This window comes from Anaerolineales bacterium (assembly GCA_030583885.1).
In the GTDB taxonomy this organism is placed as follows: domain Bacteria; phylum Chloroflexota; class Anaerolineae; order Anaerolineales; family Villigracilaceae; genus Villigracilis.
Genome location: CP129480.1, coordinates 3,186,017 through 3,203,540, shown reverse-complemented (window position 1 = coordinate 3,203,540; position 17,524 = coordinate 3,186,017). Strand labels below are relative to the sequence as shown.

8 protein-coding genes and 1 pseudogene are annotated in these 17,524 nt (G+C 52.1%); 2 read left to right on the top strand and 7 right to left on the bottom strand.

All coding sequences use genetic code 11. From position 1 onward, the window contains the following. The first annotated feature begins 24 nt into the window (after positions 1 to 24). Positions 25 to 723, top strand: coding sequence for an ABC transporter ATP-binding protein (locus QY332_15970; protein ID WKZ35111.1), 699 nt, complete (start codon positions 25 to 27; stop codon positions 721 to 723). Positions 724 to 728: 5 nt separating this feature from the next. Then, positions 729 to 3,281 carry an ABC transporter permease gene (locus tag QY332_15965; protein WKZ35110.1) on the top strand — a complete coding sequence of 851 codons (2,553 nt, stop codon included), beginning with the start codon at positions 729 to 731 and terminating at the stop codon, positions 3,279 to 3,281. A gap of 79 nt (positions 3,282 to 3,360) precedes the next feature. Here QY332_15965 and QY332_15960 read toward each other — a convergent pair. The 7 genes and pseudogenes from QY332_15960 to QY332_15930 all read right to left on the bottom strand — a co-directional run bounded on the left by QY332_15960 (position 3,361) and on the right by QY332_15930 (position 17,500). Further along, positions 3,361 to 4,478 (bottom strand): annotated as a pseudogene (locus tag QY332_15960) (IS3 family transposase). A 167-nt stretch (positions 4,479 to 4,645) separates the two neighbouring features. Further along, complete coding sequence (locus tag QY332_15955) at positions 4,646 to 5,530, bottom strand: hypothetical protein (protein ID WKZ35109.1); 885 nt, start codon at positions 5,528 to 5,530, stop codon at positions 4,646 to 4,648. Between the two features lie 53 nt (positions 5,531 to 5,583). Beyond that, entirely contained in the window at positions 5,584 to 7,803 is a 2,220-nt protein-coding gene (locus tag QY332_15950; GenBank protein ID WKZ35108.1) for a DEAD/DEAH box helicase, read from the bottom strand. 1 nt (position 7,804) lies between these two features. Beyond that, positions 7,805 to 9,139, bottom strand: a complete 1,335-nt coding sequence (locus QY332_15945) for an ATP-binding protein (GenBank protein ID WKZ35107.1) — start codon at positions 9,137 to 9,139, stop codon at positions 7,805 to 7,807. Position 9,140: 1 nt separating this feature from the next. Continuing rightward, on the bottom strand, positions 9,141 to 10,799 hold the full coding sequence (locus tag QY332_15940; GenBank protein ID WKZ35106.1) for a TerB N-terminal domain-containing protein: 1,659 nt from the start codon (positions 10,797 to 10,799) through the stop codon (positions 9,141 to 9,143). 381 nt (positions 10,800 to 11,180) lie between these two features. Continuing rightward, positions 11,181 to 14,468, bottom strand: coding sequence for a UvrD-helicase domain-containing protein (locus QY332_15935; protein WKZ35105.1), 3,288 nt, complete (start codon positions 14,466 to 14,468; stop codon positions 11,181 to 11,183). After that, a complete protein-coding gene (locus tag QY332_15930) occupies positions 14,468 to 17,500 on the bottom strand; it encodes an exodeoxyribonuclease V subunit gamma (protein WKZ35104.1) in 3,033 nt (1,010 codons plus the stop codon). The genes QY332_15935 and QY332_15930 overlap by 1 nt, the downstream gene beginning before the upstream one ends. Positions 17,501 to 17,524 lie beyond the last annotated feature (24 nt).

The following is a 17,524-nucleotide window of genomic DNA, read 5'->3' as shown; positions in this document are numbered from 1 at the left end:
TGGTGAAAGATTAGACAACATGCTTTGCGAAAGTCCTACCTGATGACAGCCTTCCTGCGTTTCCAAGACCTGACCAAATCCTATTATGAGGGCGACGTGCAACGCGTCGTCCTGCAGAACGCGCACGCCGAATTCAAGCCCGGCGAAATGACCGCCATCATCGGCAAGAGCGGGAGCGGCAAGAGCACCCTGCTAAATCTGATCAGCGGCATCGACGCGCCTGACAGCGGGCAGATCTGGGTGGAGGGGCGCGACCTCGCCGCCCTGCCCGAGCGCGAGCGCACCCTGTTCCGCCGCGCGCGCATCGGTTTCATTTTTCAGTTCTACAATTTAATCCCCACGCTGACCGTCGGCGAGAACATCAGCCTGCCGCTGGAACTTAACCGCTTCCCGCGTGCTCAAGCACAGAAGAAAGCCAAAGATTTTCTGGACTCTGTCGGACTGGTCGACCGTTGGACGACGTTTCCCGAGAAACTCTCCGGCGGCGAACAACAGCGCGTCGCACTTGCCCGGGCGCTGGTCCACGACCCGTTGCTAATCCTCGCCGACGAACCGACTGGCAACCTGGATGAAGAAACCGGCACACAGGTTATGTCCCTGCTGGCAAAACTAACCCGCGAACAAAACCGCACCCTGCTGATGGTCACGCATAGCGTCGAAACCGCCTCCTACGCGGATAGAGTCTTGCGTCTCTCGCACGGTCAACTGGTAACGGAGCGCTGAAGCCCATGCTTTCGCTTCGCACCCTGCTTCGACACCCGATCCAATTTGCGCTGATGACTCTTGGCATCGCGCTCGGTGTGGCGGTCATGGTTGGGATCGACCTTGCCAATGCCAGCGCCGAACGCGCCTTCGACCTGAGCGCAAGCGCAATCACAGGACGCGCCACGCATGCCATCGTTGCCGGGAGCGGCGGGGTGGATGAAACTCTTTATGTCCGTCTGCGCACCGACCCGCAGTGGCGGGGTCAATTCGAGAGCGCGCCGACTGTCCGGGCTTTTGTCGTCAGCCCGCAGTTGGGGGAGATTCCATTCACCTTGCTTGGTATTGACCCGTTCGCCGAAGCACCCTTCCGCAGTTATCTAGGCGGGGGACAGGGCTTCGACTTTCGATCCATCGCTCCGCTGCTCACCCAGCCCGGCGCAATTTTGCTCTCCGCGCCGACCGCCGAGCGTTACGGCTTGACGCTCTGCACGAACGAACTGAACGACTCCTGCCGCCTCGACCTCTCCATCAACGGTGAGACGCGCCCTGCCTACTTCGCCGGTCTGCTCGAACCCTCCGATGACTTCACCCGCCGCGCGCTCGATACGCTTATCATCACCGACATCGCCACCGCCCAAAGCCTGACCGGCACAGCAGGAGAATTGACCCAGATTGACTTGATTCTGCCCGAAGACTTTGACACAGCCGCATTCACATCAGTGCTCCCAGCGGGCAATCTGCTGGTCGCCTCCGCCACACGCAACGACCAGGTCAACACCATGACCGCTGCCTTCCGCGTGAACCTGACCGCGCTCAGCCTGTTGGCGTTGGTGGTTGGCATTTTTCTGATTTACAACACCATGACTTTTTCCGTGATCCAACGCCGTGCCATGTTCGGCACCTTGCGCAGTCTCGGCTATACCCGCGAGCAGGTCTTCGGCATGGTGCTGGGCGAAGCCGCGCTGGTCGGTGCTTTGGGAGCAGGCATCGGGCTGGGCTTGGGCGTTTTACTGGGACAGGGAGCCGTGCAGATGGTCACGCAGACCATCAACGATCTGTTCTTCGTCGTAAGTGTGCGCGGCGTGCAAATCCCCGCATCCAGTTTGCTCAAAGGTGGTTTAGCAGGTTTGTTTGCCAGTTTACTCGCCGCCGCCCCGCCAGCATGGGAAGCCGCCTCCGTCCCGCCGCGCCTGGCACTCTCCCGCGCAGGACTGGAGAGCAAAGCGGATGCCGCTGTCAATCTCGCCGCAGTTCTCGGCATCTTTGCCGCCCTCGATGGCGGATTGATTCTCACCATTCCCACCCGCGACCTGGTCGTCAGTTTCACGGGTACGTTTGCTGTGGTCATCGGCTTGGCGGCACTGACTCCATTTGTGACGGTGACACTCATGCGCCTGCTCAACGACCCTCTTGCCGCACTCTTCGGTTTGCTGGGGCGGCTTGCCCCGCGCAACGTTATCCGTTCGCAAAGCCGTACTGTTGTTGCTGTCGCTGCTCTGATGATCGCCGTTTCGGTCACCATTGGCGTGCAGGTCATGATCACCAGTTTCCGCACCACCGTCACACTCTGGCTCGACCAAACCTTGCAAGGGGACATCTACGTTGCTGCGCAAGGCTTGAGCGCCACCCGTCTCGACACCCCGCTCGACCCTGAAGTGATCTCCATTGCATTGTCACATCCGCTCGTGCAGTCCAGCGCGGTCGTGCGCGTTATCAGTGTGGAGACCGAGTCTGGGTCTGTGGATCTGGTTGCGGCGACGCCCGACCCGCTGCTCGATGCACGCATCCTGCTGGATGGGAATCCCGATGAGGTTGTCAGGAAAATGCGAGATGGGGCGATTCTCCTCTCTGAACCATTGGCTGCCCGTCTTGGCATTGATTCTGCAAATGGGACGTTCCCGCTTCTGACTCCTGAAGGCTGGGTTCAATTTCCTGTGGCAGGAATCTACGCCGATTACGCATCCACGAGCGGGACGATCCGCATGGATATTGATGTGTATCGATCCATTTGGAAGGACAACACGTTCAACGGTGTTTCCCTGACACTTATCCCATCGGCAGATGTGGATTCCGTCACCGCTGACTTGCGCGGGCAATTGACCGGCTTCGAGCGCGTTCAGGTCAACCCAAGCGGTGCGCTGCGTGACGATGCCATCAAGATATTTGACCGCACGTTTGCGATCACCACCGCCATGCAGTTGGTCACGACACTAGTCGCGTTTATCGGTGTCTTGAGTTCTCTGTTGGCTTTGCAGTTGGAGAAAGCCCGCGAAATGGGCATCCTGCGTGCGCTTGGTTTGACCCTGTCCGAAATGCGTCACCTCACATTTTGGGAGACGGGTCTGCTCGGCGCTTCTGCGGGACTGCTCGCCCTGCCCACCGGCTACATCCTTGCGTGGATACTGATCTTCATCATTAACCAGCGCTCCTTTGGCTGGACACTTCAAATGCAGATGGAGCCCCTTCCATTTGCGCAGGCATTTGTTCTGGCGGTCAGCGCCGCCTTGCTTGCGGCAGTTTACCCTGCCTGGCGACTGAGCCATATGCAAACCGCCGAAGCCCTGCGCGGAGAGTGACCATCATAAAGAAAAGAGACCTTCAATGAGTTGTAGTGACCCCAAAAAACTGGACAGAAAAGTGGCGTATGCTATCAAGCTAATGCCACTGGGCTTCAAATTCGACTGGGGTCAGATAGTTCAGGGAGGAGTGTACACGCTTGCGCATGTATACATCCTCGAGAAATCGACCGATCTGCTGGTAGGCTTGATCATAATCTTCGTAATCGGAGAGGTCAACCTCCTCTTCTTTGATGGTACGCATCAGACGTTCGGCAAACCCGTTCTCGGTGGGTTTCCCGACGTGCGCCATACTGATGCGAATGCCTTGGGCTTGTAAGAGTTCGGTGTAGTCCGTGGCAGCATATTGAACGCCTTGATCCGAATGATGGATCTGTGGGCAGTGCTGCGTGGATAAAGCCTTGAGCAGCGCTTCCATCGTCAACATTTGTTCAAGCGTCTGTCCCAGGTGCCAGCCGCGAATGGCACGTGTGCAGACATCCATGAGGACCGCCAGATAGACAAACCCATGCTTCAGGCGAATGTAAGTAATGTCTGCGACCCAAACTTCATCGGGCTGAAACACCTGCCGTCCCTCGACCAGGTTCGGATAGCGTGGAAACGGGTGCCGGCTATTGGTCGTTCGTCGCTTGCGGACCACTTTTTTCGCTTGCAGGCCCATCTGGGACATCCAGCGAGCGACTCGTTTGCGGTTGACATGCCAGGCACGCCGACCCAATTCTGCGGTCACACGTCGATATCCATAACAGGGGAATTCGGCACATACATCGCTGATGGCGCGTTTGAGCTCGGAGACGCTCTCACGCTGAGATTGATAATACAGACTGCTGTGGGGTACGCCCAGCGCCTGACAGACAGCCACCTTAGGATACTCTTTTGCCATCTGGCGGCTCAACTCGAGCCTGGTTTGCGGTTGGGCGGCAAGATCGTCAATGCTTTTTTTAGAATTTCGATCTCCAGGCTTTGCTTGCCGGCCAGTTTCTCCAGCTCCTCAATCCGAGCTTGTTGAGGATCCACTGTGGCACCACTCTCAAAGACCTTGGAAGCATTGGCCAGAAACTGGTTCTTCCAGTGTGATAACAGGTCTGGTTTCAAATTATGTTCTCGACAGATCTCGGCTGCGCTCTTGGCTCCACTGAGAATCTCCAGTACAACTTTAGCCTTGAATTCGGCACTGAAATTCCGTCTCGTACGCATTGGCACTCCTTCTTCGACAGTTTACCTTGTTTAGACCCTCTGTCCAAGTTTTGGGGTGCACTACAATGTATTCAAGTGTTTGTATTGACCGTTCAAGTAATTTACTTGAACACATAGGGCTATTTTACAACTTCTGTTGAGTTGAGTCAAGCTTGAAAAATGTGTTATTAGCTTTGCAGTAAAGAGAAATTGAGCCCCAGCGCGATTTGTGTTCCTGGAAAAAAAACTGTCTCAGATGTAAATACCCTACCCGCCTTAAAGTGGCTTAGTACCGTAGCGTCATGAGACCGCAAATAAAGCGAACCGTTATTATCTTGCAGGATTTGCTCAACCCGTCTTAAACCAAGTCCACCGCGTCCTGTGTCTCTGGCTGATTGTCCTTCCATAGCCAATTTGAGGTAATCAATTGCAGAGCCAGCTATGAGGCCATAGCGCGATTCTAAACTTCCCCTTATCCCGCATCCAAGATCCCCAACTGCCACTTGCACATTGACCACGTTTAGTGCTTGTTTCTCGTATTTTTGTATTAGGACAATCCCATTTTTGTCAGCGCTATGTTGGTAGACATTTGAGCACAGTTCGCTTAAAGAACCCAACAAGCTATTTAATGCACTCTTGTTTAGCCAATGACTAAAAATATTCTCGGCTCTTTCAATAGTTTTTTCAACATCTGAATTTGTACTAATCCTGGTCATTTCCAATAATTGACTGGTGTGTGAATTTCGTGCCCACTCATCTGCACCTAAATTCTCTATTTCCAACCAATCTTGTGCTCCAACAGGAATATCCATTCTTTGTAAATATTTTTGCACTTCTCGGGAAACATTTCTCAGCAACACCTTTTTTTTTGTAATCCCGTATATATGCCGGCAAACAAGAATTAATCCAAGAGCGCGAGATGGTGTGATAAATCCTGCTCTCTCCATGTTTATAGAAATAGTTGATGTTGAAGTAGTTTTATTAGCAAGATCGAATAACAAATTTAAATCGGAAAAATTATCTTCCGACGTTGAAGTCGAGTAATTAATTTGTATTTCATGATTAATGTTCATGAAGTTCAAATCCTATTGAGCAAGAAAAATTGCTACAGAGCATTTTGCCTTGACTATTTCTCATTTTGGTATATTTGATCCTTGTATAAATTAGAAACGATAATACCTTGTAAATCTTTTCTTGCCTGTTCCCAATCCAGCCATTCCTGTCCGGTGCGTCTCGCAATCAAATGATCAGGAATAAATTCATCGAATTTTTGGATGCGTTGGATCTCGACCGGGATCATGTTGACAATATCTTCCAAACCATATCCCGAATGGGCAACATCCTGCAATCTGGACGTAAACTGCTCTCTGGTTTCACCTTCTGCCTTGGCAATGGTCATAACCCAGGGAAACATCATCATGGGGAAGTCGGCTTTTAGTCCACAAGCTTGGAACCAATATTGAAGCGTCCGGGCAGAACGTGTGCCTGTCCAGGGGAAGATCACCCAATTTCCAGGAAGTTCAAATATCTGCTTTTGCCCAATACCCCAGTCCAAACTGAGCCGGCGCGTATCTGCCACAGCACGTTGCCCATTTGCATCCAAATATGAAAAGGTCTTGTCAGATAATAGAATTTCCAGAACACGCTGAGCAATACGCGGATGCATTTCAGGGATGCCTGCCCCAAGGAACATAACATCGCGGGAGTCTTTCGCCGGCTCCACCAGGACTTGCTGCTTGTCTTCAAATATCTGCTTTACCTCCCATATCCTGCCCACCAAGAGTAGGCAAGTACCGGGAGCCAAATCTGGACGAGGACTGATCCGTCCAAGAATGCGTTCCTTATGGAAAACATCCCATTCCGGCGGAGTGGTAAAAACAGCATAGAAATCCCTGGAACGAACCACCTTTTCACCAGTCAGCCCCAGAATGATCTCGCCTGTTTCCAACTGTTCAATATGATCTGTAGCTCCCAAATGTTTGAGTAGACCGGCATATTCCTGCGATGTCACACCAGGGAAAACATTCGAGCCTAAGAAATGCCCCACCAAATCCTTGGGGGAACTGCCATGTGTCTCCACTAATCTGGAAAGCATTTGGTGATAGAGAACATTGTAGGCAACGGTTCTCTCAAGGGGCGGCTCAAGCCAGCCTTCGAGGAAGAGATCCACGATTGCCAATGACTTCAACAAGGAGAAGGGAATTCTTTCATAGAATTCATCACCTGCTTCGGACTCGATCTCTGATGTGTAAATCTGCATAATGCGGCTGGCATCCTGCCGCCGTCCGGTTCGTCCCAAGCGTTGTACAAAGGACATCACCGTGTGAGTGCTGTCCATTTGCACGGCAAGATCCAACTGACCGATGTCGATCCCCAATTCCAGCGTGTTCGTACAAACCACGGAGGAAGGTCGGTCATCATCCCGCATGCGGACTTCCGCGTCCTCCCTGATTTCCTTGCTGATCGATCCATGATGGGGAAGGAAATGTTCAGGCAGGCGTTCGCGTTGATTGCGGCGGTTCAATTCTGCCGTCAGAACCTCCACATGCCTACGGCTGTTGCAAAAGATCAGCGACCGTTTGTTCTTGGTAAGAGCATAGAGATCGTCAAGCAGTTCGGAAGGGATATCCTCTTTTGTAAGAGAAAAATGCAAATGGCTTAACTTCGTTGGGGGCAGGCTGACATCTGGGTCGATGACCTGCACCTTCGAGGGGTCGGTTGGATTTAACCACCTCTTTGCCGCCTCCGTATCACCCACGGTGGCGGACAAACCAATCCGTCTTGGACGGTTGGATTTTGCATACTTCTCGATGCGTTGCAACTGGCTGCGGAGTTGCACACCGCGATCCGATTCCATAAAGGAATGGACTTCATCTACTACGATGAACTGCAAACCGCCAAATAAACGATGCAGGTGATTGGTTTTGTTGACAAATAGACTCTCAATGGATTCGGGGGTAATTTGCAGGACCCCGCCCGGCTGCTTGATGAGGTCGGCTTTTTGACTGCTGCCCACATCGCCATGCCAGCGGTGGATGGGAATATCGCCTGCTTCACACAATAGATCGAGCCTGCGGAATTGATCGTTGATCAACGCCTTGAGCGGACCGATATACAATGCTTTAATCGATCCCATTGGCTCCTGGGCGATCAGGCTCAGAATGGGAAGGAATGCCGCTTCGGTCTTGCCGCTGGCGGTGCCGGTTGTGATCAGGACATCGTTCTCGCTGTCAAAGATCGCGTTAATCGCCTGGGCTTGAAGTTCCCGAAGTTCCTGCCAACCAAGACGATAGACAAATTCCTGTACAAACGGGGCAAGTCGATCAAAGGCGTTTGGGGAAGACATGCTAGTTCACTTTGAAGTCGCTGAAACGATCCAATGGGTTTTCATCATTGGAGATTGAAACATCTTGCGGCTGGTCTTCCTTCGGTGCCGGCAAGCCCATGACAATTTCCTGCCAGGTCTTCTCCGGATACTGGTCCAGCAAATTCGATAGATTGACAAACTCACGCACCAGTTCACGCGGCGTGGTAAATTCCCTGGCGCCCATCCTGCGCAGCGTTTCCTCCATGTAGGCATGGATATCCTGGTCTGTCATTTTCACCGGAGCTGCAGCCTGGCTTTGGTGGATCTCGCGGATCTTTTGGAGCAGGACGAAAATCTCTTCCGCGGTTAGGGAAGATAACTTGATAACTGGTCCGGTGAAATCCTGCAATCCCTCCCCGAGAAAACGATTACCTGCCAGACGGGAGCGTAATGCCTCATAGCTGAATAACCCGCGACGTTGATCTTCCAGAAATTCGGGTGTTCCGCCAAAGATAAAGCCAATATGTGCCGCCTTGCCCTGCAAACAATCATTGATGATCGAGAGGATAGCCTCGTAATTATTTTTTCGGGAAACACTGTTGGTGATCGTGTAAAGATAAGCCGCTTCATCCAAACAGACCGTGAAGCCGCTGTAGCCGATCTTTCGGAAAAAGACGGCAAACACCTTTAGATAATCATAGAAGTTATCGCTGTCAATGATCGTTCGGATCTTCAACGCGGCGTAGGCTTCTGTCTTGGTGCCATATTCCCCGCGCATCCAGCGCAGGGCGCTGGATTTCAATTCTTCATTGTTTTCTGCATATCCCTGATAGTAGGCAGCCAGGACGGAACCAAAATCAAAACCGTGGATCAGTTCCTGCATGTCGTTGAGCGTGCTGAGGATCCGGCTTTTCACTTGACTGACGAACTCTGGGGAGCCGTGATCCAGACCACTCTCTGTGGCGACACTGGTTTGGATGCCGGAGATCCAGCGTTCGATGATCGTTGGCAACGCATTGCCATCCGGGCGTGTCTGGGTCGAGAGATTTTTCATCAATTCCCGATAGGTGGCAATGGCTTCATCCCCGGAACCAAAGAGCCTGCGTTCGGGAGAGAAATCCGCATCCGCCACCACAAACTTGCTTTCCAGGGCATAGGTGCGCATCAGCTGTAGTAGAAAACTTTTACCACTGCCAAATCTGCCAATGACAAAACGAACGGTCGCGCCGCCCTCCCGGTTATGATCCAGGTCGCTTTTGAGGGCAGCCACTTCCGACAGGCGTCCGACGGAGATGTGCCGAAGACCCGTTCGGGGAACCACACCGGCGCTTAATGAAGTCAGGATTGTTTTTGCTTCGCGTTTTGTGATCGACATATTATTTCACCTCAAGTCCAAGATGTCCGCGCAGGAGCGGGAGATATTCCTCCTCCACAAACCAGGTTGTCCCATCCAGGTAAAAGGGGAGTTGCCCAATGTGTACCTGCGCCTTTTCATTCAATGAATCCATGACCGCGTTTCCCATTGCATTGTGAGTCCTGGCAATGACATCAAGTTCTGTTTCCTCCAATTGTCCGCCTGTTCCAAGAAGTTTCGTGATCTCCACTTCCACGGGGTCGAGTGCGTCAAAGAATTGCACCCACGGATTGAAGGGTTCATCCATGCCTTCCTGAGAGGCGTCATCCTGGCTGGGAGGCATCTCCTTTACGACAACTTCCAATTCGTCCATAAAATCCTCTGCCAGGTGGATGGCATCGGCGGTTTGATATACCATTTTATCGCCAAGCACACTCAACGATTTCTTGTTGATCGATTCCAGAAGCACGGAAACTTGTTCCAGTTCCACGCCAAGGGCGATGTTGATCTGTTCGAATGTGTTCCATTCCTTCGCAAGCAATCCGGCAAGCACCATCCGCTCAGAGGATTGCAGGGATTTCCAAAGGGTACGGGTTTCTTCAAGATCGGTCAGCAATTCCTTTTCTGCACCGACCTGTTCTGTAGCCAGCATCTCGCTTACCACCCGACTCTCTTCATGCAGCGAGGCGACTCGCTCCTGATCGATGGTGATCTTGATGGGCTCAGGTTTTCTGGGACGGGTCTTTTCCTGTTGGAACGCCAGATCCAGCTGTTGGGCAAGGTCGGCGGGTAGTTCAATGCCGGATAACTTTGCCGAGAACTTCAACTGTTTTCTCAGGATGTTTTCGGCATACTTCATGATGGATGTGATGTTATTTGCCAACCGTGTTGAACCGGCATAATCCCTCCCGGTCGCCAGACGTGCGGTAGCCGGATGGGAAAAACCGATTAAGGCGGAGGCAAAAACAGGTTTCTCATAATTGAGAACGCGTTCTGATACGAACTGGTCGATTACAGATTTTCCGGTTGTTTTGAGATAGTGAGCGTTGGCGACTTTGATGGCTTTCTCATAGGAATAATCGACGAAGTGGTCTGTGTTGTATTTTTGATAAAACTTGTTTCGTGGCTGGTAGTCGGACAATAGGGACCAGATCTTATAAGGAAGCGCATCGACGCCATTGGCGCGGATTGCTTTTTCCACAATGATATTGACAATGGAATCGGGTATATCCACCCCATCCACGCTCAGGATGGACTCCCACCATGCCAATGCCTGGGCGCCACCAACTTTTACAGCCAGAAGATCGCCTCCCCAATCTGGCAGGTAGCGGTCCAGGTTTGGATATTTTTCGCGATATGCCAGCCAAATGATACGAATTCTTTCAGCCGCCTGAATTGGATCGGGCGTTTCGACCAGGTTCAAGACCTCATATACATGGATGAAGATGTAACTTAGGTCACTGGGATGGAATGTATTCTGTCGGGTCTGGGATCTCCAATAAAAGTACCATTGTTGCTGCGAGCCATTCATGTCACTGTAGGTCGGCCAGTAACATTTGAAAGGCACATGATTGGCAAAATTTTCCTTCTTACCCTTCAACTTTTGCGCTTCTTTTACAAAGCTCGTCCCCCTGTTTTCATAGGTGATGGTGACGCCTATGGAAGGCGTATAGCTTTGCATCCCGGCAGGCGTAACATCTACAAACCGATCCGCGCTAGTTACCCTTTTGGTATTGGCAGGCGCGATCTTCTTCCTCTGCGTTGTCTGAGGTCTTGGGGTGGTATTCGGAGAACCGAGGGAATTAACAAGACTCTCCAACAATTGGAACGGCCAAAGCACCAACGAAACCAGACAGCAACCTTGATTGGATTTTCTTTTTCGTTTTGGCATACACTACTACTCAATTTGTTTCTGAACTCCCCGCAGGGCGGATCCCATCTCAAAAAATAAAATGGTTTTTACATCCACAATGAAGAAAGGCGTGCCTTAACAGGGTTTCTTGATTGTCTGTTATTGTAGGCTAGGGAGGCTGATTTGTCTAATGAATTTTTCCGCTAAGGATTAGGATTGATTCGCGATATGCGTTCGCCCGTTGTTGTCCAGGAAACAAAGCGATAACTTTGGCTCCTGCCCAAATAGTTGCTTGATGGCGCTGGCATATCGATCCAGTTGCCTGGAATACTTTCCCACCAATTCCCTATACTGTTCTTCTGAGCGGATCGCATCGGTCTTAAAATCCACCACGAACCACTCTTCCCTTTTGCGGTAGAGCAGATCGATATATCCCGTCTCGGAATGGTCTCCATTCATGCGGGTATACGGCACCTCATGATGACGTTCATCGGCATGCTCGATCTCTTCACGCAACGGATGGGCACAGAAACGCTCGATCAACTCAAGCACACGCCGCACCGCCTCGACGCGCTGCTCTTCGGTCGCAAGCCCGGCATCCAGCGTCAGTGATTTTAGCAGGGGAATCAGTCGGGAGTCATCCACGTGTAGCCAGAGTTCCAGGGCTTTATGTGTCATCTGTCCGATCACACTGGGCGGCACATATAATGTCGGCTCGGTCGCACGCCAGACGCGTCGAACGGTTTCCTCATCCGCTTCAATGGAAATTTGTACAGGATCGATTATGGGCTCATACAAGGGTGATGCCTGTGGTTCTGCTGGTAATGCGGATGGAGTAAGTGCCGCCGTTTGGGACTGCGCACCCTGCCCATGTGAACACCACACCAGAACAGGATGTTTTTGGGCAGTCTTGGGTTGAGAGTAGTTTCCTGTTTCGTCAAGAAGCTCATCAGGAGAGATTTCCAAAATCACACATAGTTCCTTCATCCAGCCGGCAATCTTGCTTCTGCCCTGGCTGACATGCCCACTGACGATCAACTTATCCCTGGCACGAGTCATGGCGACATACAAAAGGCGTCCAGACTCAGCTTCGTTTTGCAGGTCATCCAATTGTTTGGAGAGACGATACAGCATGGGCTCCGGTTTTATCTGGATGGACAAGCCCATCTCCGGCAGAAGATAAACTGGGTCACTTCTATTCATGGTGGTGCGGGTGGCATCCGCCAGAATTACAACGGGGAACTCCAGCCCTTTGGATTTGTGAATAGTCATCAGACGCACGGCGCCTTGCGCATCAGCAGGGGCTTCTCCCTCGCGGGCGCCGGCATCGTTGAGGGTGATGAGGTATTCCAGAAAATCACGCACACTGACCAAGCCGCTGCTCTGTGCATCAGCGAGCAGTTTGTCGAGATTGCGCCAGAGTCGTCCACTTGAACCGCCTTCACCCTCAATGGCAAGAACGGCGCGGTAATCAACTGCATTAACCAGTTCCTTGAGCAGGTCTGCCACAGATTCGCGATCCACACGCGGGAGGAGATCATTCAAGATGGATACCGCTCGTCTGGTGCAGGCTTGATCTGATTCGTTTAGGTATGAAATATCTTCACGCAGGGCATTCCAATAAGACGACTTCTTCTTTCCATGATGGCGCAAGAGATACAGCGCGGAATCGCTTAAACCGAACGCGGGGGATCGCAGCAAACCTGCCATTGCCAGATCATCGGCAGGGTCCGCCAAGGCGCGCAGGATGTTCAGGATATCGCGGATCTCAGGACGTTCGTAAAATCCCCGTCCTGCCACCGTAACGAAAGGAATGCCGACATCTTCGAAGGCATCTTCATACCAGGTATATCCGGTCGAGGCGCGAAAGAGCAGGGCGACATCATCCCAACTTTGGATCTGTCCCTCTTCACGGAGTTTGAGTAGGCGCTGGGCAAGGGCTTGCGCCGCTATGGGACGGGCATCTTCGGCGTCCTCCCCGGCGCCCAGGATGAACTCGATATGCGGATCGGAGATATGATCTGGTTTTGCTTTGCGATGCGCGTTCAACGGACGGAATGGAACATAAAAAGGTTGCCCTGGACGATCCTCTGTTCCCATTACACCTGCGAGCAGGTTGCCGGTGGCATCCAACAGGGACTCATGGGCGCGGTAGGTGATATCCAGATCAAGGACCAGATCACCCTGGGCGTGGGCTCGCGACTGCACTTCACGAAAGACAGTTACGTCGGCACGACGGAACCGATAGATACTTTGACGGTCATCGCCCACCACGAAAAGCCGACCACCTGTGCCTGCCAGGGCATCCACAATCCTGCGTTGGCGCGGGTTTGTATCCTGAAATTCATCCACCAACAGGGCTTGCACTTCATTCTGCCAGACAGCACGAATCGCATCTTGTTGGAGCAGGGACATTGCCCCATATTCAAGGTCATCGAAGTCGAGCGCGTGGCGCAGTTGTAATTCGGATCGATAGGACTGATGCAGGGTCTCAAAACTTTTTTCGACTAGGGGTAGGATTGTCTTAAAGGTCGCTTCGGATTCGGCGCTGGGCGGTTCATCCTTGGAGTTGGCGCCACCGATCAAGGGGTCAAGAAATTCATCATATACCGCCTGCAGGTCGGCATGGATTTCCTTTACCCTGCCTTTTTTGCCCGCGCCTTTTTTCAGAAAATCGCGGCGCGCTTTATGCAGGTGTTGGGTACAAGCGATGACGTCGCCCTTTGTAAACGCTTCTTCTGCGCTTTCCCATTCCTTCAATAGATCGATGATCTGTGGGGCGAGTTTACCGCCCGCGTCATCGAATACCTGCCGTTCTGTGAAACCACGTAATTCCTTGATGCAATCCATGACTGCTGGAGCATGAAACCGGACTTCGAGATGAGAGCGCACAATGGCGTCCCCATCCAGGGCAGATGCGAATATCTCACTTGCTTCCAGTCGCTTGTCCAGCAGGATGGCAAGCAGGTCTTGTACTCCCTGAGTTCCCAACGCTTGAAACAAGTATCTGTATTCTGTCTGGGAAACCATACCGATCACAACCGTTTCCACCAATTGCTTCTTGAGGGTCTTTGCCAAACCCTCGTCGATCACATCAAAACGTGGATCGACCCCGGCTTCAGCAGGATGGGCGCGCAGGATCTCGGCGCACAGACTGTGGATGGTGCCGATCCGGGCGGAATCCATCTGGTTGTTCAGGGATGTCCAAAAGGCACGTTCATCTAAGGTATCCGCCTTGGATACCAGGTCCAACAATGCCCCGCGTAAACGTGAGCGCATTTCCCGGGCAGCCTTTTCTGTGAACGTGATCGCCACCACCAGACGTGGGGAAAGCCCATCTGCCAACAAGGACGCGTACCTTGCGACTAGGGTGCGGGTCTTACCACTGCCGGCGCCGGCGGTAACGATAATATTTTTTCCGCGCTCTAATGCGGATGTACGCTGATCCTTCGTCAGACCAAAGGTGTTGACAACCCGTTGTGCTAGTGTCTCAGCCATTACCAGCCTCCCTTTTGATAACGCCAACACCATTGCGCGGCGGGGCAATACTCGGGACAGCCGCCTTTGGGTGGAACGGGAGGAAAGTCGCCGGTGCGGATGCCTTTCAGGATACGGGTGAGGTGCTCTTTTGAGGTTTGAATCGCAACTTCAATGCCTTCGCCCGTTTTGGACTTGAACGTGGAAAGCTTCAAAGAACCGGATTCTGCAGCTCGAATTTTCCAATACATTCCCTCAATAGGTTCACCCAACTTCAAAGCTTCTTTTGCAGCGAGGGCATACAACGGCAGTTGCAAACGCCTGCCGTGCATCAGATCTTCTTTGGATAAGTGAGAACTGCCAGTCTTGTAATCAGCAACGCGCAGATTCCCGTCTGCATCCTGGTCAATGCGGTCGATCAAGCCTCGCAATAGCACCTTTTCTCCATCCAACTTGATTTCCAAGGGGGGAGTGTCCTGGATCCCAAAGGCTTGTTCGTATGCCATTGGTTTCCAGCCTTCCGAGGCTTTAGCAAGTGCAACAATTGTGGTTTCCAACATCGCAATGAATTGGCCCTGTTCGAGTTCCCACAACTCGGAGGGACGAAAGCCAAAATCCTGTGGCGCTGTGGCAAAGACCGATTTGGCGACTTCGGGGAGACGCTTCAGCACTGAATCGACTTCCTCTGGATTATCGGCAGTTCGGTATACCTCTTCCAGGACCTTGTGCAGGATCGAACCCACCTGGGCAATGTCCAATCCCAGGGATGGGGGTGCAGTTACCTCCAGGTCAAGTACGGTTTTAACGTAGAACATCTGCGGGCAAGTGCCATAGGTTTCCAGTCGCGAAGCAGACCAAACCTTCTCGGGCGCAAACCGTTTGGTAAGTTCCGTTTGCAAATCATGAGTTGCGCCTTCGTAGGTTCCATCGGCAAGTTTGGCACGGCGGGATCGGATCACATCGCGTGCGTGTTGCAGTTGATGCCAGCGTGTTTCAAGGTCGGCATAATGTTGAGGCAATGCTTTGCGCCGGACCGCCCAGAACAACAATTCCTGAGATGAGGCAGCATCCGTAAGATGGCGCGGATCGTCCGGACGGATTTTTTGTACGGTGGTGTTTTTTTCAAACAAAGATTCCACCGCGTTCCAATACGGTGAGGCTTCCCAAAGTTCACCATCTTCTGAAAGATAGGGGCGTGTCAGCAGGAGGTGGGCATCGGCGCGGGTGACTGCTTGATAGAACAAACTACCCTGTTCACGTTCCAAACGCGAGTCCAGTCCCAATTCCTCCCGCAATGATTCAGGCAGGAAAGGATCAGGGCGTTCTACAGATGGAAAGAGCCCCTCTGATAGACCAAGGATCGCTACTGCCTTGAAGCGCAAGCCGCGTGCTTCACGAATATTTCCGATCAGGATGGAAGCGCCCGGAACAGATGGTTCGGAGAGCGCACTGCCTGCCAGCGTGTTTTGCAGGTCAGAGAGATATTGTTGATAGTCCACCACCCGAGCACCCACAATGGATTCGCTCATTACCAGAGCACGAAGCGCTTCTCGGAATCCTTCCAAAGCAATTTCATCTTGTTCACCGTTGCTGTTTTCATGAAAATGCAGATTGGTCAGCAGGTCTTCCAGCCAACGTGTCCATTCCGTCTGCGTACGAACACCTTCCGGCGGTGTGATCATTTGGAAGAAATCATCGAGATGGGTTTGGAGCGCTTGGATAGCTATCCCGCGCGGAAGCTTTTTTAATGTACGTTCATCGTCGAGATCAAAAGGGCTGCTTGTGCCGGATGGGGAGAGTCTCTCCCATATTTCATTCCATTGTTCCCGCCCTTCAACAACCATCCCGATGTGACTGATTTGTTCCAGCGAGTCGATTGTTTCCAAGGGCAGACCAAAGGAGAAGTAGGGGGATCGCAGCACTTTGAATAATGCATTAGTTCGGAAGTTTTGTGTTGGCAGGCTCAATAGATGGAGAAGTGCTGTGATGGCGGGCGACATAGTGAGAGAGTCGCTTTGAGTGAAATGAACTGGCATTCCGAACTCAAGTGCCGCGCTGTGCAGATAGGGTCGATATTGATTCAGGTCGGGCGCAAAGATCGCGCACTCCTGTAGAGGAATGGCAGTTCGTATGACAAGGGACTTGATCCAACGCAGAGCTTCCCTTGACTCTTCAGCAGGAGAGCGTAGTTCCCGCAGGAAGGGTTGGGTGGGTTTTATGATGGAAGTGGGGATGGACGTAAAAAGATGGCTTTCCACATGGGCAATATCGGCGGGAAGAAAGTTTGTTGAATTATTTATCAAGAGTTCCAGTGAAAAGTCTTTTTGCAAAGAGGAATAGGTGCGAGCAAATCGTCTATGTGCAGTTCGGAAAAATGCGGCATCCCCAGGTAGGGTGATCAGCAGGTTGGTGAATTTCTCCAGAAGCTGTAAGATACTTCTTTGTGTTCCGATGAAGGAGTCAAAGCCGTCCACCACCAGGAGTTGCATTGAATTTTCCATCAGATTTGGGGACTCTTCCAGGGCGGCGACAGCCAGCCAGCTCAGTCCTTCAAAATCCGCCCATCCCATATTTCGCAACTTTGTTTGATAGGCGACATACAGCTGTGCCAGTTCCTGTTGAGCGAGTGAAGTACCTTTTGAAGAAGTGATGAAAGTTTCTGGGTAGATCAGGGCGCGTTTGAGTTCAGCAAAGACATCTTGCAAGGCAAGAATGAACCCCGGCTGGGTCCGCAGGGTTGCATAATGAACCAATGGGGTTGTATCCACAACATCCTGAACAATGCGGTGCAGGAGCGCATTCGAGGCAACAGGAACATATCCGCCAGATTTTTCCAGGATATTCTTATACAGGTCGTTGAATGTTCCAACGTATACACCGATTGATCCGCCGCTGGCCGACAAGCGACGGCGGAAATAGGCAGCCTGCAAACGATCCGGGACGATCACACGAATTTTGGCAAGCGGGTATTTTTCAAGTACGACGCGAATATCGTCGATACAGGCATTTGTTTTGCCTGTGGCAGGGGCTGAAACAATCAAACGTGTCGGCATGGTATCTCCCTTATCTTTCCGGTC